Annotated in this window: 20 protein-coding genes; 9 read left to right on the top strand and 11 right to left on the bottom strand. The window is 63.2% G+C overall.

What is annotated here, in order from left to right; genetic code table 11:
• Positions 1-32: 32 nt before the first annotated feature.
• The gene (ppc, locus tag MRK42_RS19025) at positions 33-2,666 is read right to left on the bottom strand and encodes a phosphoenolpyruvate carboxylase (protein WP_201980393.1); all 2,634 of its coding nucleotides are present in this window, start codon (positions 2,664-2,666) and stop codon (positions 33-35) included.
• A gap of 232 nt (positions 2,667-2,898) precedes the next feature.
• Positions 2,899-4,044 carry an acetylornithine deacetylase gene (argE, locus tag MRK42_RS19030; protein ID WP_338611332.1) on the bottom strand — a complete coding sequence of 382 codons (1,146 nt, stop codon included), beginning with the start codon at positions 4,042-4,044 and terminating at the stop codon, positions 2,899-2,901.
• A gap of 275 nt (positions 4,045-4,319) precedes the next feature.
• Here argE and argC point away from each other — a divergent pair, with 275 nt between their 5' ends.
• The 6 genes from argC to MRK42_RS19060 all read left to right on the top strand — a co-directional run bounded on the left by argC (position 4,320) and on the right by MRK42_RS19060 (position 10,889).
• Entirely contained in the window at positions 4,320-5,327 is a 1,008-nt protein-coding gene (argC, locus tag MRK42_RS19035; protein WP_354688526.1) for an N-acetyl-gamma-glutamyl-phosphate reductase, read from the top strand.
• A gap of 23 nt (positions 5,328-5,350) precedes the next feature.
• Entirely contained in the window at positions 5,351-6,130 is a 780-nt protein-coding gene (gene argB, locus MRK42_RS19040; protein WP_201941534.1) for an acetylglutamate kinase, read from the top strand.
• A 23-nt stretch (positions 6,131-6,153) separates the two neighbouring features.
• Positions 6,154-7,077, top strand: a complete 924-nt coding sequence (locus tag MRK42_RS19045) for an ornithine carbamoyltransferase (protein WP_354688527.1) — start codon at positions 6,154-6,156, stop codon at positions 7,075-7,077.
• Positions 7,078-7,131: 54 nt separating this feature from the next.
• A complete protein-coding gene (locus MRK42_RS19050; RefSeq protein WP_216993594.1) occupies positions 7,132-8,367 on the top strand; it encodes an argininosuccinate synthase in 1,236 nt (411 codons plus the stop codon).
• A 359-nt stretch (positions 8,368-8,726) separates the two neighbouring features.
• The gene (gene argH, locus MRK42_RS19055) at positions 8,727-10,109 is read left to right on the top strand and encodes an argininosuccinate lyase (RefSeq protein ID WP_354688528.1); all 1,383 of its coding nucleotides are present in this window, start codon (positions 8,727-8,729) and stop codon (positions 10,107-10,109) included.
• Positions 10,110-10,253: 144 nt separating this feature from the next.
• Positions 10,254-10,889 carry an FMN-binding negative transcriptional regulator gene (locus MRK42_RS19060; RefSeq protein ID WP_354688529.1) on the top strand — a complete coding sequence of 212 codons (636 nt, stop codon included), beginning with the start codon at positions 10,254-10,256 and terminating at the stop codon, positions 10,887-10,889.
• A gap of 62 nt (positions 10,890-10,951) precedes the next feature.
• Here the strand turns inward: MRK42_RS19060 and MRK42_RS19065 are convergent, their stop codons facing one another.
• Positions 10,952-11,407, bottom strand: a complete 456-nt coding sequence (locus MRK42_RS19065; RefSeq protein WP_354689064.1) for a hypothetical protein — start codon at positions 11,405-11,407, stop codon at positions 10,952-10,954.
• Positions 11,408-11,862: 455 nt separating this feature from the next.
• Between MRK42_RS19065 and MRK42_RS19070 the strand changes: the two genes are divergently transcribed.
• Entirely contained in the window at positions 11,863-12,555 is a 693-nt protein-coding gene (locus tag MRK42_RS19070) for a B3/4 domain-containing protein (RefSeq protein WP_354688530.1), read from the top strand.
• Between the two features lie 82 nt (positions 12,556-12,637).
• Here MRK42_RS19070 and MRK42_RS19075 read toward each other — a convergent pair whose 3' ends face one another.
• Entirely contained in the window at positions 12,638-13,810 is a 1,173-nt protein-coding gene (locus tag MRK42_RS19075; protein WP_354688531.1) for a nucleoside recognition domain-containing protein, read from the bottom strand.
• Positions 13,811-14,320: 510 nt separating this feature from the next.
• Here MRK42_RS19075 and MRK42_RS19080 point away from each other — a divergent pair.
• Positions 14,321-14,956, top strand: a complete 636-nt coding sequence (locus tag MRK42_RS19080) for a Vat family streptogramin A O-acetyltransferase (protein WP_354688532.1) — start codon at positions 14,321-14,323, stop codon at positions 14,954-14,956.
• An 89-nt stretch (positions 14,957-15,045) separates the two neighbouring features.
• Here the strand turns inward: MRK42_RS19080 and MRK42_RS19085 are convergent, their stop codons facing one another.
• On the bottom strand, positions 15,046-15,627 hold the full coding sequence (locus tag MRK42_RS19085) for a penicillin-binding protein activator LpoB (protein WP_354688533.1): 582 nt from the start codon (positions 15,625-15,627) through the stop codon (positions 15,046-15,048).
• Positions 15,628-16,092: 465 nt separating this feature from the next.
• On the opposite strand from MRK42_RS19085, the gene MRK42_RS19090 reads away from it, so the two are divergent.
• Positions 16,093-18,705 (top strand): AAA family ATPase, encoded by a 2,613-nt coding sequence (locus MRK42_RS19090; protein ID WP_268855590.1) that lies wholly within the window; start codon positions 16,093-16,095, stop codon positions 18,703-18,705.
• A gap of 478 nt (positions 18,706-19,183) precedes the next feature.
• Here the strand turns inward: MRK42_RS19090 and thiH are convergent, their stop codons facing one another.
• From thiH to thiC, 6 genes are read right to left on the bottom strand one after another with little or no spacing between them, the layout of a single operon-like run.
• Complete coding sequence (gene thiH, locus MRK42_RS19095) at positions 19,184-20,332, bottom strand: 2-iminoacetate synthase ThiH (RefSeq protein ID WP_354688534.1); 1,149 nt, start codon at positions 20,330-20,332, stop codon at positions 19,184-19,186.
• Entirely contained in the window at positions 20,329-21,096 is a 768-nt protein-coding gene (locus MRK42_RS19100) for a thiazole synthase (protein WP_216973736.1), read from the bottom strand. Before MRK42_RS19100 ends, thiH begins: the two co-directional genes overlap by 4 nt.
• Before the next feature lies 1 nt (position 21,097).
• The gene (thiS, locus tag MRK42_RS19105) at positions 21,098-21,304 is read right to left on the bottom strand and encodes a sulfur carrier protein ThiS (RefSeq protein ID WP_139409386.1); all 207 of its coding nucleotides are present in this window, start codon (positions 21,302-21,304) and stop codon (positions 21,098-21,100) included.
• Positions 21,301-22,077, bottom strand: coding sequence for a HesA/MoeB/ThiF family protein (locus MRK42_RS19110; protein WP_354688535.1), 777 nt, complete (start codon positions 22,075-22,077; stop codon positions 21,301-21,303). The genes thiS and MRK42_RS19110 overlap by 4 nt, the downstream gene beginning before the upstream one ends.
• A complete protein-coding gene (gene thiE, locus MRK42_RS19115; RefSeq protein WP_354688536.1) occupies positions 22,067-23,674 on the bottom strand; it encodes a thiamine phosphate synthase in 1,608 nt (535 codons plus the stop codon). The genes MRK42_RS19110 and thiE overlap by 11 nt, the downstream gene beginning before the upstream one ends.
• Positions 23,671-25,713 carry a phosphomethylpyrimidine synthase ThiC gene (gene thiC / locus MRK42_RS19120; protein ID WP_354688537.1) on the bottom strand — a complete coding sequence of 681 codons (2,043 nt, stop codon included), beginning with the start codon at positions 25,711-25,713 and terminating at the stop codon, positions 23,671-23,673. The genes thiE and thiC overlap by 4 nt, the downstream gene beginning before the upstream one ends.
• Positions 25,714-25,718 lie beyond the last annotated feature (5 nt).

Below are 25,718 nucleotides of genomic sequence, written 5' to 3' on the forward strand. Positions count from 1 at the left end.
CTGGCTGAATGCGGCTCGCGTCGCCAGCGTCATCAACCGGTGTTGCGCATCCCTGCGGCGATACCGGCGATGGTGACCATCAGCGCCTTGTCGAGCTCGGGGTGCAGGGTCTCCGGGTGGTTGCGGGAGCGGTTGAGCAGCTCGGCCTGCAGCACGTTGAGCGGGTCGGTATAGGGGTTGCGCAGCTTGATGGACTCCTTGATCCAGGGCTGATCCTCCAGCAGATCCCCGCGCGGGCTCAGTTTCAGCACCACCTCGATGGATTCGGCAAGCTCCTGACGCAGCTGCTGGCCAAGGCCCCACAGCTCCTTGGGCACCAGACGGGTGTCGTAGTACTCGGCGAGCCAGGCGTCCGCTTTCAGGAACACCATCTCCAGCATCTCGAGACGGGTGCGGAAGAAGGGCCACTGGGCGCTCATCTCCGCCAGCACTTCGAGCTTGCCGCCATCGATGGCCTGTTGCAGCCCCTTGTGGGCACCGAGCCAGGCCGGCAGCATCAGGCGGTTCTGGGTCCAGGCGAAGATCCACGGAATGGCGCGCAGACTCTCGACGCCGCCGTTTGGTTTGCGCTTGGCCGGGCGTGAACCGAGCGGCAGCTTGCCGAGCTCCATCTCCGGAGTAGCGGCACGGAAGTAGGGCACGAAGTCCGCATGACCACGCACGATACTGCGGTAGTGTTCGCAGGAGTCGGCGGCCAGCTGCTCCATCACCTCGCGCCAGCACTCCTTCGGCTTGGGCGGCGGCAGCAGGTTCCCTTCCAGCACGGCGCTGGTGTAGAGCTCCAGGCTCTTGATGGCCACCTTGGGCAAACCGAACTTGAAGCGGATCATCTCCCCCTGCTCTGTGGTACGCAGCCCCCCGCGCAGGGATCCCGGCGGCTGGGAGAGGATCGCCTGGTGAGCCGGCGCACCGCCACGACCGACGGTACCGCCGCGGCCATGGAACAGGGTGAGGCGAATGTTGTTAGCCTCGGCCAGCCCCACCAGAGACTCCATGGCGGCGTACTGGGCCCAGCCCGCGGCCATCATGCCCGCATCCTTGGCAGAGTCGGAGTAGCCGATCATCACGTACTGGCGACCCTGGATATAGCCGCGATACCAGTCCACCGACAGCAGGCGCGCCATCACGGCAGTGCCCGCCATCAGGTCATCCTGGGTCTCGAACAACGGGGCGACCGGCATACGGAACTTGCAGCCGGCCTCTTTGAGCAGCAGCTGCACCGCCAGCACGTCGGAGGGGGCGCCCGCCATGGAGATGATGTAGATGCCGAATGCATCCGGGTCGTGGCCGGCGATCACCTGGCAGGTATCCAGGGTCTCGCGGGTCTCGGCACTCGGCTCCCAATCGTGGGGGATGAGCGGGCGGCGGGAGTTCAGCTCGCTCAGCAGGAAGGCCTGCTTGTCATCCTCGCTCCACTCGGCGTAGTCACCCATGCCCAGATAGCGGGTCAGTTCGGAGAAGACCTGGCCGTGGCGCTCGCCATCCTGACGGATGTCCAGCTTGACCAGATGGATGCCGAAGCAGGCGACCTTGCGCAGCACGTCCAGCAGCATGCCGTCGGCGATGTTGCCCATGCCGCAGGCGTGCAGGGAGTGGTAGCAAAGCTCCAGCGGCTCGCGCAGCTGAGCGGTAGTTTTGATGAGGTCGCGGCTCTCGCTCACCTGACCCTGCACCTTGGCAGTCAGGTGCTCCTTGGTTTCGCGTAGCGCCTCGCGCAGCTCGCGCACCAGGGCGCGGTAGGGCTCGGGATGATCCCCTACCCGCTCGCGTACGGCCTCGGTGCAGTCGGACATGGAGAGCTCGGAGGTGAGCTCCTTGATGTCCTTGTAGAACAGGCTCACCGCCATCCAGCGGCCCAGCTCCAGCACTTCGGCGGTCACCTTGGCGGTGACGAAGGGGTTGCCGTCGCGGTCACCGCCCATCCAGGAGGTGAACTTGACCGGCGCGGCATCCAACGGCAGCCGCACACCCAGATGGTGTTGCAGGCGCTCGTCCAGATTGCGCATGAATTCGGGAATGGCCGGCCACAGGCTGTTCTCCACCACGGCAAAGCCCCACTTGGCTTCGTCCACCGGGGTCGGGCGCTGCTCGCGGATCTCGTTGGTGTGCCAGGCCTGATTGATCAGCTGCTCGATGCGATTGAGGATTTTGTCCCGCTCGCGTGGCAGCAGGTCAGAGAGCTCCAGCGCCTCCAGGCAGTCATTGAGCTGCACATGCTTGTGGATCAGGGTGCGGCGGGTTACCTCGGTGGGGTGGGCGGTCAGCACCAGATCGATATCCAGCTCGCGCACCGCCTGGATGATGGCCTCCTGCGACAGATTGGAGGCTTTCAGCTTGTCGAACATCAACTCCAGCGGATCCGGGGTGCAGGTCTGCTCTTCGCAGCGACGGGAGATGGTGTGGAACTGTTCTGCCACGTTGGCCAGATTGAGGAACTGGCTGAAAGCGCGGGCCACCGGCAGCAGCTCGTCGTCGGAGAGGGTGCGCAGGGTATCGAGCAGACGTTCCCGATCGGCCTCATTGCCCTTGCGGGAAGACTTGGCCAGCTGGCGAATGGTTTCGATCTTGTCGAGGAAGGCCTGACCCTGATGATCCTTGATGGACTTGCCCAGCAGTTGACCCAGCATGCCTACGTTGGCGCGTAGTGCGGCGTACTTTTCGTTCATTCCACATCCTTATCTTGTTGGTGCCTGACACCCGTCCCGGGGTGCATGACAGCCTCACTTATTGTTGTGCGATTACAACATATGCTCCGTCATCTTAGGGTGACAATCTACCCAGATTGTCTGCGCAAGGTCAAATAACAGGCCGATTCAGAACATGTATTTCCATCACCTCTCCAGGCGCGGCTTGTTATGTAACTTACTTACAAATGTTCTGCTCTCTGCGCCGTGCCCGTCACAGGCAAAAACGGCGGATCAGGTGCTGCAGCACCGCCGTGGTCGGCTTGACGAAGGAGAGGTCCAGATACTCGTCCGGCTGGTGCGCCTGGGCGATATGACCGGGGCCCAGAACGATGGTTTCACACCCCAGTTGCTGGATAAAGGGGGCCTCGGTGCAGTAGTTCACGGATTCGGCGACCCGGCCGCTCGCCTTCTCGGCTTCGCGCACCAGCTCCGAGTCATCTGCGCAGGCATAGGCGGGGATGGGCTCGTGCAGGTGCTGCAGGTGCAGGCAGCCCGGCTGATGGATCTCGATGGGGGAGAGCGCCTCTTTCAGCATCCCCATCAACTCATCGGGGCCGACCTGCGGGGTGGGTCGCATGTCGATATGCAGCTCGCAGCAGCCGCAGATACGGTTCGGGCTGTCGCCCCCCTGGATGTAGCCGAGATTCAGGGTCGGCTGGGGCACCGCAAAGCGATGGTCGGCGTATTTCTCCTTCAGGCTGTGCTGCAGCTTGAGCACCTGGCCCATGGCCTGATGCATGATCTCCAGCGCATTGACGCCATTGGCGGGATCCGAGCTGTGGCCGCTCTTGCCCGTGATGCGGATCGTCTCCGACATATGCCCCTTGTGGGCCACCACGGGCACCAGACCGGTGGGCTCACCGATCACCGCGTAGTCCGGCTTGAGCTCGGCCGCCGCCGCGATGGCGCGCGCCCCCGCCATGGTGGTCTCCTCATCGGCAGTCGCCAGAATGCGCAGTGGCTTGTCGAGAGTCTTGAGGTCTATCTCTTTCAGCGCTTCCACGATAAAGGCAAAGAAGCCCTTCATATCGATGGTACCAAGGCCATAGAGGCGGTTGCCCTCTTCAGTCACCTTGAAGGGATCCTTGCGCCAGCCTCCCTCATCGAATGGCACAGTGTCCGTGTGGCCCGCCAGCAGCAGCCCTCCTTCCCCCTGACCATAAGTCGCCACCAGGTTGAACTTGCCCGGCAGCTCAGGCAGAGCGGTGACCTCGCAGCGAAAGCCGAGCTGGGTGAACCAGTCCGCCAGCAGCCGGATCACCGCCTCGTTGCTCTGATCCCACTTGGGATCCGTGCTGCTGATGGAGGGAATCGCAATAATGTTCTTGTAGAGAGAAAAAAAATCCAGATTGGCCACCCGCTCCTCCTTGCGTCCCCGAAACGTTTCTGTTAGAAAATACAAATGCAATGTGAATGCATGAATATGCTGCAAGTTTAACAGGATACGCAGCCCACCGACAAAGGCTACTAGTTGTAAGGGAAAGTTAATGTTCTGTCACCTGATCTATAACCGACGACACAACCCCGCCTGAATTGCCCCTCCGCACCAGTTGCACCAAAGGGGCGATTGACCACCCCTTGCCTCGCAGCACCACGCTGTGAAATTCGAACTCTGACTTGGAATACTCAACAATGCTTAACACCGTTATCGTCGGTGCCAGTGGCTACGCGGGAGCCGAACTGGCCGCACTGGTCCAGAACCATCCACAACTCAAGCTGTTCGGGCTCTATGTCTCGGCCGGTAGCCAGGACGCCCACAAGCGTTTCTCCTCTCTGCATCCCCAGTGGGTCGGCAAGCTGGATCAGCCGCTGCTGCCGCTGGACGAGGATGGCATGACCCGGATCCTGACCCAGGCTGACCTGGTGCTGCTGGCCACCGCCCATGAGGTGAGCGCAGAGCTGGCGCCCAGGTTCCTGGCCAAGGGGCTGCCGGTGTTCGATCTCTCCGGCGCCTTCCGGGTCAAGGATCAGGATTTCTACGCCTCCTTCTACGGCTTCACCCACGGCAGCGAACAGTGGCTGGATCAGGCCGTCTACGGTCTGGCGGAGTGGAATGCACAGGCCATCCAGGCCGCCCAGCTTGTCGCCGTACCCGGTTGCTACCCGACCGCCTCCCTGTGCGCCCTCAAGCCGCTGCAGCAGGCCGGCCTCATCGCCAAGGGGTGGCAGCCCATCATCAATGCGGTCTCCGGGGTCTCCGGGGCCGGTCGCAAGGCGGCCATCAACACCAGCTTCTGCGAGGTGAGCCTCAATCCCTACGGCACCTTCAATCACAGGCACCAGCCGGAGATCAGCCACCACCTCGGCAAGGAGGTGCTGTTCCAGCCCCACCTTGGCAACTATGTGCGCGGCATCCTGGCCACCATCTATGTGCAGCTGGCGGACGGCGTGACTCCGGCCCAGGTGGATCAGGCCTACCTCAAGGCCTACGAAGGCAAGCCGCTGGTGCGCCTCACCGGTCAGATGCCCTCCATCCGCGGGGTGGCGGGTACCCCTTACTGCGACATCGCCTGGCAACAACAGGGCAACATGCTGGTGGTGGTCTGTGCCATCGACAACCTGCTCAAGGGTGCCGCCTCCCAGGCGATGCAGTGCATAAATATCAAATTCGGTTTCGACGCAGGCCAGGGCCTGATTTAAAGACTCAAGGAAGGATCGCAACGATGGACAAACAGACTCTGGTCATCAAGCTGGGCGGCGCCCTGATCGAGAACGACGAGGCGCTGACCGCCCTGTTCGCCACCCTCAAGACATTTCTGGACGAGCAGCACAGACCCCTGGTGCTGGTGCACGGCGGCGGCTGCCTGGTGGACGACCTGCTCAAGGGGCTGGGGCTCACCTCCAGCAAGAAGAACGGCCTGCGGGTGACCCCGTTCGATCAGATCCCCTTTATCGCCGGCGCGCTGGCGGGCACCGCCAACAAGATGATGATGGCCAAGGCCATCGCCACCGGCATCCCGGCGGTGGGGCTCTGCCTCGCCGATGGTGGTCTGTGCCAGGTGACCCAGCTCGACCCGGATCTCGGCGCGGTCGGTGACTGCCAGCCGGGCAACCCGGCGCTGGTGGCCGGCATCCTGGGTCAGGGCTTCCTGCCGGTGGTGAGTTCCATCGGCATCACCGCCGACGGCCAGCTGATGAACGTCAACGCGGATCAGGCGGCCACCGCCATTGCCGAGGCACTCGGCGCCGATCTGGTGATGCTCTCCGACGTGAGCGGCATCCTGGATGGCAAGGGCAAGCTGGTGCCCCAGCTGAACAAGGCTACCGCCCTCGATCTGATGGAGAAGGGCGTCATCGCCGACGGCATGGCGGTCAAGGTGAAGGCGGCCCTGCACGCCGCCGAGACCCTGGGCAAGCCGGTCTGTGTCGCCAGCTGGCGCTACCCGGATCAGCTGCTCAAGCTGCTGGCGGGCGGTGCGGTCGGCACCCAGGTTGCGATTTGAGATCAATGAAAAAGGACACTGCCATGAAACACCTTCTGAAAGACAGCGACCTGAACAAATCGCAAATCGAGGCGCTGATCGCGCTGGGCAAATCGGTCAAGGCCGATCCGAAAAAGTACGGCCAGGCACTGGCGGGCAAGAGCGTGGTCACCCTGTTCGAGAAGCCCTCCCTGCGCACCCGGGTCACCTTCGACATCGGCATCGCCAAGCTGGGCGGCCACAGCGTCTATCTGGACCAGCAGAACGGTGCGCTCGGCAAGCGCGAGTCGGTGAAGGATTTTGCCGCCAACCTGTCGCGTTGGTGTGACGCCATAGTCGCCCGGGTGTTCGATCACCAGACCCTGATCGAGCTGGCCGAACACGGCAGCGTGCCCGTGGTAAACAGCCTGTGCAACCTCTACCACCCCTGCCAGGGGCTGGCGGACTTCATGACCATCGCCGAGCACTACGACGATCTGTCCAAGGTGAAGCTGGCGTATCTCGGCGATGGCAACAACGTCAGCCACTCCCTGCTGCTGCTGGGGGCGACGCTCGGCACCGACGTCACCCTGATCTGCCCCAAAGGCCACGGCCCGGATACCCAGATCTTCCTGCAGGCCCAGGCACTGGCGGCCCAGTCAGGCGCGACCATCCACATCAGCGATGACGTGGCGGATATCGAAGGGTTCGACGTGGCCTACACCGATACCTGGGTGTCGATGGGCGACAGCACCCCGATGGAGCAGGTCACCGATCTCTTCATGCCCTACCAGATCAACCAGGCCCTGCTCGATCGCACCGGCATCCAGCACGTGCTGCACTGCCAGCCGGCGCACCGGGAGCTGGAGATCACCTCGCAAGTCATGGATGGCCCGGCCTCCCTCATCATGGATGAGGCGGAAAACCGGATGCATATCCAGAACGCCGTGCTGCTGACCCTGCTGGGCGGCCAGGCGTGCGGCAAATAACGGTCCTCAACCCGAATCACAACCCTTTATCGAATCATCACGGAGAGAAGTAAAATGAGCGGAATCAACAAGATAGTACTGGCTTACTCGGGCGGACTGGATACCTCGGCCATCATTCCCTGGCTCAAGGAGCATTATGACGCCGAGATCATCGCCTTCGTCGCCGACGTGGGTCAGGAGCGCGACGATCTGGAAGGGATCGAGCAGAAGGCCATCGCCTCCGGCGCCACCAAGTGCATCATCAAGGATCTGCGCGAAGAGTTCGTCAAAGAGTACGTCTACCCGACCCTGAAGACCGGCGCCGTCTACGAGGGCACCTACCTGCTGGGCACCTCCATGGCCCGTCCGGTGATCGCCAAGGCCATGGTCGAGGCCGCGCTGGCCGAGGGTGCCGACGCCATCTCCCACGGTTGCACCGGCAAGGGTAACGACCAGGTCCGTTTCGAAGGCGCAGTCGCCGCCCTGGCGCCCCAGCTGAAAGTGATCGCCCCCTGGCGTCTGTGGGACATGCGCTCCCGGGAAGATCTGCTGGCCTATCTGGAAGCCCGTCAGATCCCCTGCAAGGCGACCCTGAAGAAGATCTACAGCCGTGACGCCAACGCCTGGCACATCTCCACCGAGGGTGGCGAGCTGGAGAGCACCTGGAACGAGCCGTCCGAAGCCGTGTGGCAGTGGACCGTCTCTGCCGAGCAGGCCCCGGATCAGCCGGAATACGTCAAGCTGACCGTCGCCAAGGGCGAAGTGGTGGCCGTTGATGACCAGCCGCTCAGCCCGCACCAGATCCTGATGACCCTGAACGAGCGTGCCGGCAAGCACGGTGTGGGCCGCATCGACATCACCGAGAACCGGATGGTGGGCATGAAGTCCCGTGGCTGCTACGAGACCCCGGGTGGTACCGTCATGGTCGCCGCGCTGCGCGCCGTGGAAGAGCTGGTGCTGGACAGACCGACCCGCGCCTGGCGGGAAAAACTCGGTGCCGAGTTCTCCCACCTGGTCTATGACGGTCGCTGGTTCACCCCCCTGTGCAAGGCGATCCTCGCCTCCGCCAACGCCATCGCCGAGGATCTCGACGGGGAAGTGGTACTGAAGATGTACAAGGGCCAGGTCACCGCGACCCAGAAGAAGTCGCCCAACAGCCTCTACTCCGAAGACTTCGCCACCTTCGGCGCCGACGAGGTGTACGACCAGAGCCATGCCGACGGCTTTATCCGTCTCTACACCCTGGCCAGCCGGATCCGCGCCATGAAGGAGCAGCATCTGGCCATCGGTGGCGACCACACCCACGGTTGATCACCCGGTGTGACCCGCTGATACCGGTGAGGGGGCATGGCCCCCTCACCCATAAGTGGCGGGATGTGACCAACGCGGCAGCGCCCTGGCCGCGTCTGTGAGATAACGGGGCGGTTTGAATATGATGCTGAAGTATTTATCTCCCTTCTCCCCTTGCGGGAGAAGGGTCGGGGATGAGGGGGAATTGCCCTCACCCCAGCCCTCTCCCGGGGGAGAGGGAACGGGTTCGCAGTCACTTGATATGACGTGGCCAAAGGCTACCGCATCGATCTCGACCGCACAGTCATACGGACAAACATAAGGCACGATTTCAAGCTCGGGGGCCAGGCGCCGCCGACAACGCATTCAAGGAGAGCAGTATGGCACTTTGGGGTGGACGCTTCAGTCAGGGAGCCGATAGCCGGTTCAAGCAGTTCAACGATTCGCTGCGGTTCGATTACCGCCTGGCGGAGCAGGATATCCAGGGCTCCATGGCCTGGGCCCGCGCCTTGGTCAAGGTGGGCGTGTTGACCGAGGGCGAGCAGGCAAAGCTACAACAGGCGATGGAAGTGCTGCTCGCCTCGGTGCAGCAGGATCCCCAGCAGATCCTGAGCTCGGATGCCGAAGACATCCACTCCTGGGTCGAGGGCAAGCTCATCGCCGCCGTCGGCGATCTTGGCAAGAAGCTGCACACCGGCCGCTCGCGCAACGATCAGGTCGCCACCGACCTCAAACTCTGGTGCAAGGCGCAGGGCGAGCTGCTGGCCGCCTCCATCACTGCCCTGCAACAGGGGCTGGTGGCCTCTGCCCGTGCCAATCAGGCCGCGGTGTTGCCCGGTTACACCCATCTGCAGCGGGCCCAACCGGTCACCTACGCCCACTGGGCGCTGGCCTATGTGGAGATGCTGGAGCGGGATCACTCCCGCCTGCAGGATGCCCTCAAGCGCCTCGATACCAGCCCGCTGGGCTGCGGCGCCCTGGCGGGTACCGCCTATGCCATCGACCGGGAGGCGCTGGCGCTCGACATGGGCTTTAGCGGTGCCACCCGCAACAGCCTGGATTCGGTGTCGGATCGGGATCACGTGGTGGAGCTGATGCACGTGGCGTCGCTCTCCATGACCCACCTGTCGCGCTTTGCCGAAGATCTGATCTTCTACAACACCGGCGAGGCGGGCTTTGTCGAGCTCTCCGATGCGGTCACCTCCGGCTCCTCCCTGATGCCGCAGAAGAAGAACCCGGATGCTTTGGAGCTTATTCGTGGCAAGACGGGTCGGGTGGTAGGTGCCCAGCTGGGCATGCTGATGAGCCTCAAGGCACTGCCGCTGGCCTACAACAAGGACATGCAGGAAGACAAGGAGGGGCTGTTCGATGCCCTCGATACCTGGCACGACTGCCTCGACATGGCGGCCCTGGTGCTGATCGACCTGAAAGTAAACGGCGAGCGCACCATGGCGGCGGCCCAGGGCGGCTACGCCAACGCCACCGAGCTGGCGGACTATCTGGTAGCCAAGGGGATCCCGTTTCGTGAGGCACACCATATCGTCGGCGAAACAGTGGTCTACGCCATCGGCGTGCACAAGCCGCTGGAGGAGCTCTCCATCGGCGAGTTCCAGCGCTTCAGCCCGGTGATCGACTTCGACGTCTACCCCAATCTGGAGCTGGAAGCGACCCTGGCCAAGCGGGTTGCCAAGGGCGGCGTCGCCCGCGAGCAGATCGAATCGGCCCTTACCGCCGCCGAAGCCTGGCTGGCCAAACGCGCCTAAGCGCACAGGAACATCAAGAGAGGGCGTCAGCCCTCTTTTTTATGTCGGCTTATCAGCCTGTTTCGCTTGCCCCGAGGGCGGCAAAGCGGGCATACCTCCCTGACCAGGCTGAATGGATCTCAGCGCCAACCAGAAGGAACCTGCATGTATCTGCCACCCCATTTCTCGGCCACCGACCCCAAGGCCTTGCATCAATTGATCCTGGCCCATCCGCTGGGCGCCCTGATCACCCATGGCGAACAGGGGCTCGATGCCAACCACCTCCCCTTTGAATTTGACGGTGAAGAGGGGGAGCACGGCGTCCTGCGCGCCCATGTGGCCCGCAACAACCCACTCTGGCAGGAGGTGAAAGACGGTGACGAGGTGCTGGTGATCTTCAAGGCCGCCGACGGCTATATCTCCCCCAACTGGTATCCGGACAAGCAGGCGCACCATAAACAGGTGCCGACCTGGAACTACAGCGTGGTGCATGCCCACGGCCGCATCCGGGTGCGCGACGATGCTCGTTTCGTGCGCCGTCTGCTGGCAAACCTGACCCGCCGCCACGAGGCCGGGGAGCCAGCGCCATGGAAGATGGCGGATGCGCCGCGAGACTATCTCGAGGCCATGGTGCAAGCCGTGATTGGCATTGAGATCGAGGTAGTGCGGCTGGTCGGCAAGTTCAAGCTGAGCCAGAACAAGGATGAGTCGGATCGCCAAGGGGCCATCCACGCCTTGCAGGAAAAGGGACTGACGGAGCTGGCCGGCGACATGGCAAGCCCGCCATCGCCTCGCGCATAACCCTTTGAGCAAAAACCAAAACGGCAACCATCAGGTTGCCGTTTTGTTTTATTCAGCCGGGTTCACGCGCTGGCATTCAGCAGCCTGCCGACCCCCTCCCCCTTGCCGTTGGGCAGGGTCTGTTTAAAGGCGGCAAGCAGCTGATCGAGGTTGAGGCTGTTTGCCCCCAGAGAGCCCTTGAGGGTGTCGAGTTCGCTGCGCAGCGCATCGAGACGGGTGCCCTGGGTGCCATTGGCGAGCTGGCTGCGGGCTGCGTCGATGGCATCCGGCAGGGACTGGCCACCGAACTCCTGCCCCAGGCTCTGCACCAGATCGCTCATAAAGTGGTTGATGGCGGGGCGGTTTTGCTCGCTGTTAGCATCCTTGATGCCGAGGCGCTGGAACAGGCTCTGGACCGTGGGGGCCAGGCGCTCCGGCTGTGCAGCCTGCGGCGCCGTTTGCGTCTTGCCACTGCCGCTCAGCAACTGACTGCCGAGCTTGAGGGCAATGGAGGCGATGGGAAGCAGGGTACTGATCATCATGATATCTCTCCGCGGCGATGGCCCTGGGTGGTGTTGCCAAGAGAAGTGCATAAGCGGGGCCAACATGGCGAAAAAAACGCCGACCATGGCTAACGCCTTGAGCCGCCATCTGATTTACCGAGCCGCATCGACTCGCAAAGTGGGAAGCCCCCCTCCCCGCAAGCCACCGACGGCCAGAGGCTGCCGCCTGCGCGCCAAGCGGCAAGTGACTGCGGCAAGGCCGTTTGCCCCCTGTTCTCTGGCCCCTTGCGGCCATAAGAGGCAGCAGGCAGCCCCCTTTTATCGGCGCATTTATTAGGGAATCTTATTGGCATTAAGATGATGTCGATTTTCTTATCATCCCGCTTCCCGCAAGATGGCTCGCAGATCGGGTCCGCCCATCTTGGTATCTTGTGTCCCTTGTTCTCGGTGGCCCTGCCTCTCTTAAGTCAAACACCTGTCCTGGAGTCCTTATGTCGTTGATAACACCCCTGATTGCCCCCGAAGTCACTCCCATCGCTCCCGGATTCAGAGCCCTCAGCATCACGGTGCAGGCGGCGGCCATCAGCGATCCAGACGTGGGCGCTCGTGCGCTGGACAGCGCCTTTGCCGCCATGGCGCGGGGGGATGCCCCATGGGCCGAGGCGCACCTTAGCGCCTGGGCGGACGTGTTCAGAAAATTTGGTGCCAAGCCGCAGCGTACCCCCTGCTCCGCCGAGGCGCTGAGGAAGCGGGTGGCCCGCGATGGCAGCCTGCCGAGCATCGACCCCATCGTCGATCTCTACAACGCCATCAGCATCGAGTACGCCATCCCGGTCGGCGGGGAGAACCTGGTCGCCTATCAGGGCATCCCCCGTCTGGTGGTGGCCAATGGCAGCGAGCTGTTCGACACCGTCAAGGGGGGTGAAACCGCCCACGAATCTCCCGAGCCGGGCGAGGTGGTCTGGCGGGATGACAAGGGCGTCACCTGCCGGCGCTGGAACTGGCGGCAGGGGGTGCGCACCCGCCTCAGCGTGGAGTCCAGCAAGATGTGGTTCATTCTGGAGAGCCTGCCCGAAATGCCGCTGGAAGCCCTCCATGAGGCCGGAGAGAAGCTGGTGGCTGGCATTCGCCAGATGATGCCGGGAGCCCTGATCGAACAGGTCCTGATTAGCGAGCAGGGCTGAGCCCCTTTCCCCCCTGATGACACAGGCAGGGGCAGAAATGCAAAGAGGCTCAGAAGAGCCTCTTTTTTTATGCCTTGCCCACTTAGCCGAGCAGCAGATAGAGCTGGTGCGCCGCCACCCCGGCGCACAGGCCGCCGACGGTGTGGGCCACGATGGCGCGAGAGGTGAGATGACGATAGCCGAGGGCATCCAGCATGGCAGTATGGGTGCTCAAAAAGCCGCTCCAGCACATCCCCATGGCGGTGAACACGGCCACCTCGTTGCCGGTGATCCACCCCTTGGCGATAAAGGGGGGCACCAGCGACATGGCCGCGCCGACCGCACCGAGGGAGGTGGCCGGGAAGGCGACCAGCTCCGGCTGCTGGAAGCCGAACAGCAGATCAAACAGCCAGCCCGCCTTGGCCGCCAGCACAGGCAGCAGCGCCACCCCCTGGAAGGCCTCGCCGGTATAACCCTTTTCCCCCGGGCCGAAGGTCAGCAGCATCACGAAGGTGCTGATGATCAGTACCCCGGGGATCACCGCCATCCCGAGTTCGACGCCGGATTTGCCGCCATCGAGCAGGGAGTTGAGCACCCGCAGCCAGCCAGGCGCCGCCTCTTTGCGAAGGCCCGGCTTGGGACCATGGGTTCCCTCCAGGCTCTCGGGCAGCACCTCGCCAACCAGCGGGCGGATCATCCGCTGCATCAGTCGGGTGGACACCACTGAGCCCACCAGGGCCCCGAGCAGGCCGATCAGCGCCGCCGTGGCGGTGGATTCGCCGCTCGGCAGCTGCAGGGTGGCCATAAAGGTCACCACGATCAGCCCCATGCCGAAGGCGGTGCCGAAGTTGGTCAGCGATACCAGCTGCCAGGGGGTGAAGCCCTTGCGAAAGCGGCTGTCCCTGGCGAGGCTGATCACCGCCGGGTTGTCGGAGAAGAAGGTCATCAGGGCCGCCAGGGCGGTGCGACCCGGTAGGCGAAACACCGGCTTCATCAGGGGCGCCAGCAGCACCTCCAGCAGGCGGATCACTCCGAACTCGCTCAACAGCTGGCTCAGGGCACCGGAGAGCACGGTGATCCCCATGATAAAGAGCACGGTATTGAGCAGCAGCTGGTGCGCCGTGTTGAACAGGGTATTCACCATGGCGGAGAGGCCCATCTCGCTACCCAGATAGCCAAACAGTCCCCCCAGGATCAGCAGAACCAGCACGGGTTCCAGCCAGCCACGAAGGGCGGCCAGCTGCCCCTTGGATTCGATAACTACATGATTTTCCATATCTATCCTGCGTTGTGTCTGTGCGTGTGTTGTTATGGTGGCGTCAGGGCCCACGCCAAATGACAAGCCCCCGTCTTGCGACAAGGGCTCGCTGAACTGGCTCCTCCCGCCGGCCTTGCGCCTGCGGCTTATGCGCGGCCACCGTCACACCCGACGGCGCGACTGGCTCGGCACAACCGGCTGAGCCGGGGAGGAGAAATACGTTGGGGAGTGGGCAAACCAGAGCGGCCAGCCCGCCATCGCACCGGATGGCGTTCAACCCCCGGCCGGCCAGCATTGAGGGGCGGGAGTATAACAACTGGGGTCAGTCAGTAAAAGAATCGGCGGCTGCGTGGGCCTTTTCCCCCAGCCCCACGCTAAACAGGGCTCCAATGGCAGCACTTTTGCCTGTTTCTATATCCTCATCTGGCGGCTCTCAGAGTGGCAGCCTGCGCCATGCCACAAAAAGGTGGCGCCGATCCTCTCGATTCCGTTACGGTAACCCGAGCCCAGATTCGAAAGGAGCACCCCATGCACGGACCCGACCCCGCCAACCCGCACCCCATGGCGAGCTTCCCCCAGGTGTGCTTTATCAAGAACACCATCAAGGGGCCCAATATCGAGGTGGGTGACTACACCTACTACGATGACCCCGAGGATTCGGCAGACTTTGAGCGCAACGTCCTCTACCACTTCCCCTTCATCGGCGACAAGCTCATCATCGGCAAGTTCTGCGCCATCGCCCGCGGAGTGAAGTTCATCATGAACGGCGCCAACCACCAGAGCTCGGGCCCCTCCACCTACCCCTTCTTTATCTTCGGCAACGGCTGGGAGAGTGCCGCCCCCGCCCCGGGCAGCCTCCCCTACAAGGGCGATACCGTCATCGGCAACGACGTCTGGATTGGCTATGAGGCCCTGATCATGCCGGGGGTCAAGGTCGGCAACGGCGCCATCATCGCCGCCCGCGCCGTGGTCACCGGTGACGTGTCCGCCTATGCAGTGGTCGGCGGCAACCCCGCCAAGGTGATCCGCTACCGCTTCGACGACGACACCATCGCCCGTCTCAACGCCATCGCCTGGTGGGACTGGCCGGTGGAACGGATCAGCCAGCACGTGGCGCTGATCAGCAGCGGCGAGATAGCCACGCTGGAAGCCGCAACCCGATAGAGACAAGCCCCATCAGGCATAGGGCCCGAAATGAGAAGAGGGTTGAGCGCACAGGCACTCAACCCTCTTTTTGATTGGTCGCAGACCGCTCAGTGGCTGGCGGAGCGACTACCGCTCCAGAGCAGCTCGCTGCTGCGCAGCTCCATCAGGGTCATCGACAGCCGATAACGGCTCCCCTCTGCCACCAGATCCCCGTAGAGCATGTAGCCGGCGCCGGTCTGGCGGCCGAGCCGCACTAGGGAGGCCGGGTTCATCCTGCCCTGCTGATACTCAAGCTGGCCAATGATGGCGGCCACCTGACCCGGGTCGACAAAGCGAAAACCGCTCTTGCTCTGGATGCGCTTGCTCATGGCCGCTGCCATGGCGCGGGTATCCACCGGCTCACCGGTGCCGTTCTGGGGTGGGGTGAGCAGCAGCACCGGCTGGCCGGTTTGCGCCAGCTCGCGCACCTCAGGGGCCTGCACAAAGGCGTCGGCCATGGCCAGCGACAGTCCGGTCGGCGCCACCGGCTTGGGCAGCGGCGCCCCGGTATCCGGCTTAGTCACCGGCTTGTCCGGCTGGCTCACTGGCTGGTCCGGTTCACTGACAGGAGCCTGAGTGCCACCGTAGGGATTAACCGCACAACCGCCCAGCAGCAGGGCCCCCACCATCAACAAGGAGCGCAGCTTCATCTTTTCTCTCCGCCAGAAGTCCGTAAACGGGCATCAATCACCGCCCGCATGGCGAAGCCTCTGCCCCGCATTCTCTTTATGCTAGAGACAAACTCCGGCGGGGTCGATGCCCCACCCGCAGTCAGACGACAGAGGTTGGCCCAGATAACCCGCACCGGTATCCGAGAGTGAGCATTGAAATATGAGAAGCCAGCAGGCCGCACATCAAATAGACAGGAATAGTGCGAGATCGCCGACAATCCCCCACCATCCACCTTGACCATCCAGTACCACCTAGTCATTGTGATCACTCTTCATCTGGAACTGAGCCAGATGCAACTGACCTCCATCAGCCACACCAGTTTCCAGGCCCGCCCCTTCTACCGGGAATAGGATTATTCCATTCTTGGCGAACTGCCGGATATACCACTGGGGTATGGCGGTAATTTTCTGAAAAAGCAGATGTGAGCAACAAGGTGCAAATTGATGAGCATTATTCAAGAGATCTATGCGTGGTCCAAGGGACTCGCTGCTTGGCAGCAAGATGCTATTGCTAGGCTCTACCAAGACCGCTCACTTAGTACTGCGGATCTGGAAGACCTCTATGCATTGGCCAAGGCAGAAGTGGGGATTCCAGATCCAGATGGCCGGATATCCAAGAAGCTTCAAGACACACAGGTTGCTCCGCCTGCCGATCCAGCCCGAGTAGTTCAGTTAGCCGCGATCAAGGGGCTTGTGAACGTCAATGCATTGGCGAACGGCGGGAGCGTCCCGATCGCTTTAGCTGGTCTAACCGTCATCTACGGGGAAAACGGAGCCGGGAAGTCGGGATACTCCAGAATATTCAAACACGCGTGTCGCGCGAGAGATCGGCGCGAGCCCATCCTACCCAACGCCAAACTAGACCCCAAGGACGTTGGCCCCGCTCAGGCTGTGTTCGAGGTTGTAATCGATGGCACAGCGATTGACCTTCCTTGGCAGTACGGTGTGATAGCGCCTGAACCACTTTCGGATATCTCAATCTTCGATACCCACTGCGCCCGAGCTTACATCGATAACCACGGGGACTTTGCTTACACCCCATATGGGCTGGACATCTTGGAGGGGCTAGTCGGTGCCTGTACCAAGCTCAAGGCGCGGGCTACGCAAGAGAAGGCTGCGAATGCTCCAAGTGACGCAGCGTATGCCGTGCTGATGAGAGAGCAGACTGCGGTCGCCACAGCACTACTTGGTATCCCGATCCAGACAAAACCAGAGCACATTGAGAATTTGGCCACGCTTAACCAAGCCGAGCTGGATCGGCGGGCCCTGCTGACCAAAACCCTCGCAGAGGCTGATCCTAAGCAAAAAGCCCAGGCGACTCATCAGAAGGCAGCGCGCCTTACGGGGTTGAAGGATCGGATTACCGCCGCGATAACACTGATCGACGATGAAAAGGTCACACAGCTTAAAGGGCTTATTGATAAAGCAAAATCGGCCAAAGCTGCCGCAGACCTAGCGGCAACCGAGTTCAAACAAACTCCGGGTCAACTTGCTGGTACTGGAAATGAAGAATGGAAAACGCTGTTTGAAGCAGCCCGAACTTTTGCCAAAGTAAGCCACCCAGACCATGAATTCCCGGTGCTTCCCAAAGACTCTGCATGCCCCCTCTGTCAAAACATGCTTGGACAGGATGGGGCTGCGCGTCTGGTGCAGTTTGACACGTTTATCAAGCAGGCAGCTGAAAAAGCTGCGGCCGAGGCGCGCGAGGTAGCAGCAACGGCCTACAAAGTGATCAAGAAAGCGGCCTTGGACATCATATTCCGTGATGGTTTGGTGGAAGAGTTGACGGAGATTGCTCCTGAGCTCGCTGCAGGATGCTCGACGATGCAGAAGTGCCTGAATACCCGTCATCAATTGGTGTTGCAGGCAGCGGCGACCGAGCTCTCATGGGAAGAGATTTTGGCACTGCCGAATGACCCTCGACCGGGGTTGGTAAGCATAATTGAAGGTCTACAGGAACAGGCCAAGGCTTTGGAAGCCACGGCCGATGAGAAAGTTCGGGCTGATATGATGGCTGAGAAGCGAGAGCTTGATGCACGGGTGCGCCTGGGGGAAGTCAAGACCGCTGTCTTAGAGGCAATCACCAAGCATGAGACCTGCCGTAAGCTTCAGGCGTGTATTGATGGTTTGGATACGCGAGCAATCTCCAGAAAGTCTACCGAGCTTTCGCGGACAACGGCCAGCAAGGAGCTGGCGGACGCTCTCAACGATGAACTCAAACTACTCAAGGTGCATCAACTTCAGGTCGTAATGAAGCCAGAGTCTCCAGGGGGAAAGACCCAATTCAAGCTGGTCCTTCAATTGCCTGGTGGAGGTTCGCCTGCCGCCATCCTCAGTGAGGGGGAGCAGCGAGCGATTGCCATCGCATCCTTCCTGGCAGAGATAAAGCTTGGCAAAGGACGTGGCGGGATTGTGTTTGATGATCCAGTGTCATCACTCGATCACAGGCGCCGTTGGGAGGTGGCGTATCGTTTAGCCCTTGAGTCACTCACCCGGCAGGTGATCGTCTTCACCCACGACATCTACTTCCTCTGCATCTTGGAGCAGAAGATCGAAGAACTTGGGTCAATGCTGAGCAAGAACTACATTCGCAGAACAGCCCAAGGATATGGTGTGCACTCGCAGGATCTGCCGTTTGACGTGGTGGGCACCAAAGATCGTCTGGCAAGGCTCCGGCAAGAACTCGTGGAGGTTCGTAGAGCGCAAAAGGATGGGGATGAAGATGAACATCGTCGTCTGACTGCATTTTGCTACGGCCGGCTACGCCTGGCTTGGGAGAGGTGTGTCGAGGAGGTGTTGCTGAACGGCGCGGTCCAGCGGTTCGGTGAAGGTGTGTCAACACAGCGCCTTAAGTCTGTCGTTGTGACCGATGATGACTACCGGGAAGTTGATGCAGGAATGTCTAAGTGCTCCAAGTTCGAGCACGATGCCGCAACAATTGTTGGAAGGCTCCCAATCCCAGAGCCTGATGAACTTGAGCAAGACATAGCGAGACTGGCGGCATGGCGAGACACGATTAACAGGCGTCTGATCGATACGGCCAAGACCAGAAGCTGAGTGTCTACTAGTGACATAAACCCACTAGGCCAAGTCTGAATGGTGGGCACGGTTTTGGTTCCCCCTCTTATTCGCAGAGGCGAGCACGCTTGTCCAGGCCGCGAGACAGGATGTCGAGCGAGCGGCGCTGGGCCATGGATGGCCCGTCGGCGCGTGCCGTCGGACAAGTGGGTGAGACGAAGGGCCCCGACGAAGTCGGGCGAATAAGCGGGGGAGAAGACCTTTGGTGACTTTGGGTCTTTCCAAAGTCACTCGCCCCGGCCCGAAGGGCGGGCGAAATCCCTTCGAGGCCGGCGGCCTCGCGTCCTGCTCGGTGTAGCCGAGCCGTCTACCATCCCCAAAAAATGCAAAGCGGACGATTACGCCTGACGGCTAATCGACCCTACGATTGCACGGCGCAGTCGTGCCTGCTCTCCACAGGCACGGAGTCTGGCTGGACGCCCGGGAGCCACTGGCAAAGAGGGGGGCCTGGCCGTCCCTATCGGCCCAAAAACGGTTCCCAGTCCTTGAACACCGGCTGCAACCCCGCCTGGCGCACGGCGGCGGCCACGTCCCCCACCGGTCTGTCGTCGTGGATGGCGAACTGCTCCAGCTCCTCTGCATCCCCCTCGGCATAGCCCCCCGGCTGGGTGCGCGACTCGGCCGACATCTGGGTGATGCCAAGGCGCACGGCGCCGTTGCGAAAGGTGGCCGACTCGCGGGTGGAGAGCGACAAATCCAGCGTGGGCGAGAAGAGGCGCCAGGCGCAGACAAGCTGGGCCAGCTGGCGATCCGACATGACCACGGCAGGCTCCAGCCCCCCGGTACAGGGGCGCAGGCGCGGGAACGAAAGCGAATAGCGGCTCTGCCAGTGGTGGCGCTCGAGCCAGGCGAGGTGCTCGGCGACAAAATAGCTGTCGGCACGCCAGTCCGAGGAGAGACCGATCAGCGCCCCCAGCCCTATCTTGTCGATGCCGGCACGGCCCAGTCGGTCCGGCGTGGCGAGTCGCCATGCGATGTCCTGCTTGTTGCCGCGCAGGTGGTGGCGGGCGTAGGTGGGAGCGTGGTAGGTCTCCTGATAGACCATGACCGAATCAAGGCCGAGGGTTTTCAGCTCGGCGTATTCGTCCTGGGAGAGGGGCTGCACCTCCATCGCTACCGTGCTGAAGTGACGGCGGATGATGGGCATCACTTCGCGAAAATAGGCGAGCCCCACCTTGTGCTCGTGCTCGCCGGTCACCAGCAGCACGCTGTCGAAGCCGCGCGCCTTGATGGCGAGGCACTCGCGCTCGATCTCCTCCAGGCTCAGGGTCTTGCGCTTGAGGCGGTTGCTCATGGAGAAGCCGCAGTAGGTGCAGTCGTTGGCGCACAGGTTCGACAGATAGAGCGGTACATAGAAGCCGATGGTGTTGCCAAAACGCTGGCGGGTCAGCCGCTCGGCCTCGGCCGCCATCTGCGGCAAAAAAGCCTCGGCAGCTGGCGAGATCAGCGCCATAAAATCGGCCAGGGTGCGGCGCGGACTGGCAAGCGCCCGCGCCACGTCCGCGGCGGTCTTGGCGCGTACCTGCATCCCCACATCGTCCCACTCCAACGCCTGCCATCTATCGAGAAAACTCACGCCCTCGATGGGGTCGAAGTGCACGCTCATAGGGCCCCCAGAAAATCGGTCAGCGGGCTGGAGGCCTGGGCCTGCACGCCGCGCGCCCCCAGGCCCGCCTTATAGGCGCTACGGCCGGCCTCACAGGCCAAAGCGAAGGCACGGCCCATGGCGACCGGGTCGCCGCTGACGGCAATGGCGGTGTTGACCAGCACGGCGTCGGCGCCCAGCTCAAAGGCGGCGGCGGCGTGGCTCGGCGCACCGATCCCCGCGTCCACCACCACAGGCACATTGGCCTGCTCGACGATGATGGAGAGAAACTCCCGGGTCACCAGTCCCTGGTTCGAGCCGATGGGCGCCCCGAGCGGCATCACGGCGGCGCAGCCTACCTCTTCGAGCCGTTTGCACAGCACAGGGTCGGCACCGCAGTAGGGCAGCACCACAAAACCCTCTTTCACCAGCTGCTCGGCGGCTTTCAGCGTCTCGATGGGATCGGGCAGCAGGTAGCGCGGATCGGGGTGGATCTCGAGTTTGAGCCAGTTCGTCCCCAGCGCCTCGCGGGCGAGGTGGGCGGCAAACACCGCCTCGGCGGCGGTCTTGGCGCCGGAGGTGTTGGGCAGCAGCTTGACCCCGAGTTGCAGCAAGGGGCTCAGGATATCGTCGTGAGCCTTGCCCGGTTCAAGCCGCTTGATGGCCATGGTAACCAGCTGGGAGCCGCTCGCCTCGATGGCGGCGGCCATCAGTTCCGGGCGGGCAAACTTGCCGGTGCCGGTAAAGAGGCGCGATGAGAAGGTGTGATCGGCAATGGTCAGCATGTCAGCCTCCCGCAATGGCGGTAAAGAGGTGAAGTTCGTCCCCGTCATTGAGACGGGTCTCGGCCCAACGGCCACGGGGCAGCACGGCGCCGTTAAGGGCCACCGCCACCCCCTGGGGATGGACGCCCTGGGCGGCCAGCAGGTCGGCCACGCTCTGCCCTGCCGCCAGCGGCTGGGCTTTATCGTTGAGTCGAATGGTCAAGGTCATGGGGTGATCTCCTTGTGCTGCCCGCAAACCGGGCAATCGGGATCGGGGGCCAGGGTGAGGGTCTGCCACTGATGGGTCAGCGCATCGAAGCGGCGCAGGGTGCCGGCGACCGGGCTCGGCAGGCCGAGCAACACTTTCAGTGCCTCCAGCGCCTGCAAGGTGCCCATCACCCCCACCAGCGGGCCGGTGACGCCGCTGGTCTCGCAGCTCTGACTGACTTTCGTATCCTGCGGATAGAGGCAGGCGTAGCAGGCGTGATCGCTGTTTACTCGTGCCATAAGCTGTCCCTGCCAGCCCACAGCGGCGGCGGAGATCCAGGGTTTTCCCTGGGCCACGCAGGCGGCGTTGATGGCCTGGCGGGTGGCGAGGTTGTCACAGCAGTCGACAACCAGATCCACCTCTTCCACAAAACCGGGCAGGCTGGCGGCATCGAGGCGCTGATTGATGGCAATCAGCTCCACCAGCGGGTTGTGGGCGGCCAACCGCTCGCGGGCCAGCTCCGCCTTGGAGTGGTTGACCGCCTCGCTATCGAACAGGATCTGGCGCGGCAGGTTGCTGGAGTCCACCGTGTCGCCATCGGCGAGCCAGAGGGTGCCCACACCGGCCCCAGCGAGATAGAGGGCGAGCGGCGAGCCGAGCCCGCCCAGGCCCACAATCAGCACGGATTTGCCTTTCAGCCGCGCCTGACCGGCTTCCCCGATCTCCCCCAGCATCAGCTGGCGGCCGTATCTGAGATACTCTTGGTCACTGAGAGACGCGGTATCAGAGCGCATGTTCCACCTCCCGCATCACGGTGGCCGAGCGTGGCTCATCCCCCGCCCCCACGGCAGCGAGCAGCCGTTCGGTCGCCCCCTGCCAGTCGTCACTCGCCGTGATGGCCGAGACCAGCGCGATGCTGCCAACCCCGCTCGCCTTGACCGCCGCGACCCGCTCCTCGCTGATGCCGCCGATGGCGACCGTCGGCCAGTCGCACATCAGGGCGCGGTAGCGGTGCAGCCGCTCCAGCCCCTGGGGGCGCGAAGGCATCGCCTTGGTGTTGGTCGGGAAGATATGGCCGAGTGCGATATAGGAGGGGGCCAGCTCGCGGGCGCGCATCAGCTCGAAGTAGCCGTGGGTGGAGATGCCAAGGCGCAGCCCGGCGGCCTGAATGGCGGCGAGATCCGCCGTCTCCATGTCCTCCTGCCCCAGGTGCACGCCCCAGGCCCCCGCCTCGATGGCCTGCTGCCAGTAGTCGTTGATAAAAAGTCGCGCCCCATGACGGCGACCGAGCGCGACCGCATCACGAATGGCCGGTGCCACCTGAGCGGCGGGCAGGTCCTTGATACGCAGCTGGATCGTCTTGACCCCCTGCCCCAGCAGGCGTTTGAGCCACTTGACCGAATCGACCACCGGATAGAGGCCGAGGTTGTGTTCGGTCGGCGCGAAGGGGCCCTGCGGCAGGCGGGCGCAGCTTGTCTCATACAATCCGAAGCGGCGATCGAGGGCTGACCCCGCCAGCACGGCGCGGGGGAAGTGGGCGAGATTGTCTGGCCAGCCGAGATGGGCGATGGGGCCGGGGCCTGCCCCCACCCCCTGCGCCGCCGCCAACCCCTGTTGCAGGTAGGCGCGCGCCAGGGTGATGGCGTCTTCCACCGGATAATCCTGCGCCACCACGGCGGCGATGGCGCTGGCGTAGCAGCAACCGGTGCCGTGGCCGTGGCGGGTATCGAGGCGCGGCGCGGCCAGCCAGAATTCGCGGGTCTCATCCTGGTAGTAGTCGAGGCAGAGATCCCCGCCCCACTCCAGATGCCCCCCCTTGACCAGCACGGCACGGGCGCCGAGTTCGCGCAGTCGCCGGGCGGCGAGGCGCACCAGCTCGGGGCTGCTGACCGGCAGGCCGGTCAGGGCTTCCAGCTCGGGGCCGTTGGGGGTGATCAAGGAGAGGCGCGGCAGCAGGTGCTCGCGCACCGCCACCAGCATGCCGGGCTCCGCCATGGGGGTGCCGGTGCTGGCGATGGCCACCGGATCGTAGACCACGAAGGGAGCCTCGACGGTCGACAACCTGCGGGCCAGCACTTCCACGTGCAGCCGGGTCGGCAGCAGACCTACCTTGATGGCAGCCGGTGGCAGATCCAGCCCCAGGGCATCGATCTGGGCGGTGAAGGTCTGCATCAGCACGGGGTCGACCATCTTCACCGCCACCGAGTTCTGGGCGGTGATGGCGGAGATGACGGAGCAGCCGTGCACGCCGAGGTCGTGCATCGTGTGCAGGTCGGCCTGAATGCCGGCCCCGCCGCCGGAGTCGGACCCGGCGATGGTCCAGACCACGGGACGGGCCTGCGTCACCGCGGACAGGTCGGCGGGGCTGACAGCCCCGCGCTCGCTGCTCACGCCTCCTCCCCTGCGGCCTGCCTCAGGGTCGCCGCCTGGTGGTAGATCTCGCCACCGGTCTCCTTGAAGGTTTCCGCCATCCGCGCCATGCCGCTCTCAACGTCGGCCTGCTTGAAGGTCTCCGTCTCCTTACGGGCCATGCCGCTCTCCACCTCGGCGACGACCCGCTCCTGCTGGCCATCCATGCCGACCATCTTGATCTCTACGGCTTCCAGCTTGGCGGCGTAGTCGCGCACGTCCTGGGTGATCTTCATGGAGCAGAACTTGGGCCCGCACATAGAGCAGAAGTGGGCCACCTTGCCGGACTCCTGAGGCAGGGTCTCGTCGTGGTAGGCGCGGGCGGTGTCGGGATCCAGGGCCAGGTTGAACTGATCCTCCCAGCGGAACTCGAAGCGCGCCTTGGACATGGCGTTGTCGCGGATCTGGGCGCCCGGGTGGCCCTTGGCAAGGTCAGCGGCGTGGGCGGCGATCTTGTAAGTGATCAGCCCCTGCTTCACGTCTTCCTTGTTGGGCAGGCCCAGGTGTTCCTTGGGGGTCACGTAGCAGAGCATGGCGCAGCCGTACCAGCCGATGAGCGCGGCGCCGATACCGGAGGTGAAGTGATCGTAACCCGGGGCGATGTCGGTGGTGAGCGGGCCCAGGGTGTAGAAGGGCGCCTCATGGCAGTGCTCCAGCTGCTCGGTCATGTTGCGCTCGATCATGTGCATGGGCACGTGGCCGGGGCCCTCGATCATCACCTGCACGTCGTATTCCCAGGCAATTTTGGTGAGCTCGCCCAGGGTGCGCAGTTCGGCGAACTGGGCCTCGTCGTTGGCGTCATAGACAGAGCCCGGACGCAGACCGTCACCCAGCGACAGGCTCACATCGTAGGCGGCGCAGATCTCGCAGATCTCGCGGAAGTGCTCGTAGAGGAAGTTCTCCTTGTGGTGCGACAGGCACCACTTGGCCATGATGCTGCCGCCGCGGGAGACGATGCCGGTGAGGCGCTTGGCAGTCATGGGCACGAAGCGCAGCAGGACGCCGGCGTGGATGGTGAAGTAGTCCACCCCCTGCTCGGCCTGCTCCAGCAGGGTGTCGCGGAACAGCGCCCAGGTGAGATCCTCGGCGATGCCGCCCGTCTTCTCCAGCGCCTGGTAGATGGGCACGGTACCGATGGGCACCGGGCTGTTGCGCAGGATCCACTCGCGGGTCTCGTGAATGTAGCGACCGGTGGAGAGATCCATGACGGTGTCGGCGCCCCAACGGGTGGACCACACCAGCTTCTCCACTTCCTCTTCGATGCTGGAGGTGACCGCCGAGTTGCCGATGTTGGCGTTGATCTTCACCAGGAAGTTGCGGCCGATGATCATGGGCTCGGCTTCCGGGTGGTTGATGTTGCAGGGGATGATGGCACGGCCGGCGGCCACTTCATCGCGCACGAACTCGGGCGTGATGTTCTCGGGCAGTCTGGCGCCGAAACCCTGACCCGGATGCTGGGTGCGCAGCAGCTCGGAGCGCACCCGCTCGCGGCCCATGTTCTCGCGCAGGGCGATAAATTCCATCTCGGGGGTGACAATGCCGGCGCGGGCATAGTGCAGCTGGGTCACCCGGCGACCCGGCTTGGCACGCCGAGCGCTCGGCAGGTGCTCGAAGCGCAGGTGATCCAGCCCCTCGTCGGCCAGGCGCTCCTGGGTGAAGACGGAGCTCAGGCCCTCCAGCGCCTCGGTGTCAGCGCGCTCAAGCACCCAGTTTTCACGCAGGCGCGGCAGGCCACGGCGCACGTCGATGGGGGCAGCCTCTTCCCCATAGAGGCCCGAGGTGTCGTAAACCGGTACCGGTTCGTTGGGCTCGAACTGGGGGGCTTCCTTGGTGCCACCGACGAAGGTGTCGGCCAGCTGGATCTCCCGCAGGGGCACCCGGATGTCGGGGCGGGAACCTTCAATAAAGATGCGGCGGGAGTTGGGGTGGGCCATCCCCTTGAGGTTGTCGATAAAGGTCTGGGCGCTGGAGCGCTGCTCGCGGCGGCTGGATTTGGTGGTATCAGAAACATTGGTAGACATAGCAA

It is taken from the genome of Aeromonas sp. 19NY04SH05-1 (genome assembly GCF_040581895.1).
Taxonomy (GTDB): domain Bacteria; phylum Pseudomonadota; class Gammaproteobacteria; order Enterobacterales; family Aeromonadaceae; genus Aeromonas; species Aeromonas enteropelogenes.

Excerpts from the sequence above, each read along its gene's own strand:
- ppc (WP_201980393.1), bottom strand. The coding sequence starts at position 2,666 with ATGAACGAAAAGTACGCCGCACTACGCGCCAACGTAGGCATGCTGGGT.
- argC (WP_354688526.1), top strand. The coding sequence starts at position 4,320 with ATGCTTAACACCGTTATCGTCGGTGCCAGTGGCTACGCGGGAGCCGAA.
- argB (WP_201941534.1), top strand. The coding sequence starts at position 5,351 with ATGGACAAACAGACTCTGGTCATCAAGCTGGGCGGCGCCCTGATCGAG.
- MRK42_RS19045 (WP_354688527.1), top strand. The coding sequence starts at position 6,154 with ATGAAACACCTTCTGAAAGACAGCGACCTGAACAAATCGCAAATCGAG.
- MRK42_RS19050 (WP_216993594.1), top strand. The coding sequence starts at position 7,132 with ATGAGCGGAATCAACAAGATAGTACTGGCTTACTCGGGCGGACTGGAT.
- argH (WP_354688528.1), top strand. The coding sequence starts at position 8,727 with ATGGCACTTTGGGGTGGACGCTTCAGTCAGGGAGCCGATAGCCGGTTC.
- MRK42_RS19060 (WP_354688529.1), top strand. The coding sequence starts at position 10,254 with ATGTATCTGCCACCCCATTTCTCGGCCACCGACCCCAAGGCCTTGCAT.
- MRK42_RS19065 (WP_354689064.1), bottom strand. The coding sequence starts at position 11,407 with ATGATCAGTACCCTGCTTCCCATCGCCTCCATTGCCCTCAAGCTCGGC.
- MRK42_RS19070 (WP_354688530.1), top strand. The coding sequence starts at position 11,863 with ATGTCGTTGATAACACCCCTGATTGCCCCCGAAGTCACTCCCATCGCT.
- MRK42_RS19075 (WP_354688531.1), bottom strand. The coding sequence starts at position 13,810 with ATGGAAAATCATGTAGTTATCGAATCCAAGGGGCAGCTGGCCGCCCTT.
- MRK42_RS19080 (WP_354688532.1), top strand. The coding sequence starts at position 14,321 with ATGCACGGACCCGACCCCGCCAACCCGCACCCCATGGCGAGCTTCCCC.
- MRK42_RS19085 (WP_354688533.1), bottom strand. The coding sequence starts at position 15,627 with ATGAAGCTGCGCTCCTTGTTGATGGTGGGGGCCCTGCTGCTGGGCGGT.
- MRK42_RS19090 (WP_268855590.1), top strand. The coding sequence starts at position 16,093 with ATGAGCATTATTCAAGAGATCTATGCGTGGTCCAAGGGACTCGCTGCT.
- thiH (WP_354688534.1), bottom strand. The coding sequence starts at position 20,332 with ATGAGCGTGCACTTCGACCCCATCGAGGGCGTGAGTTTTCTCGATAGA.
- MRK42_RS19100 (WP_216973736.1), bottom strand. The coding sequence starts at position 21,096 with ATGCTGACCATTGCCGATCACACCTTCTCATCGCGCCTCTTTACCGGC.
- thiS (WP_139409386.1), bottom strand. The coding sequence starts at position 21,304 with ATGACCTTGACCATTCGACTCAACGATAAAGCCCAGCCGCTGGCGGCA.
- MRK42_RS19110 (WP_354688535.1), bottom strand. The coding sequence starts at position 22,077 with ATGCGCTCTGATACCGCGTCTCTCAGTGACCAAGAGTATCTCAGATAC.
- thiC (WP_354688537.1), bottom strand. The coding sequence starts at position 25,713 with ATGTCTACCAATGTTTCTGATACCACCAAATCCAGCCGCCGCGAGCAG.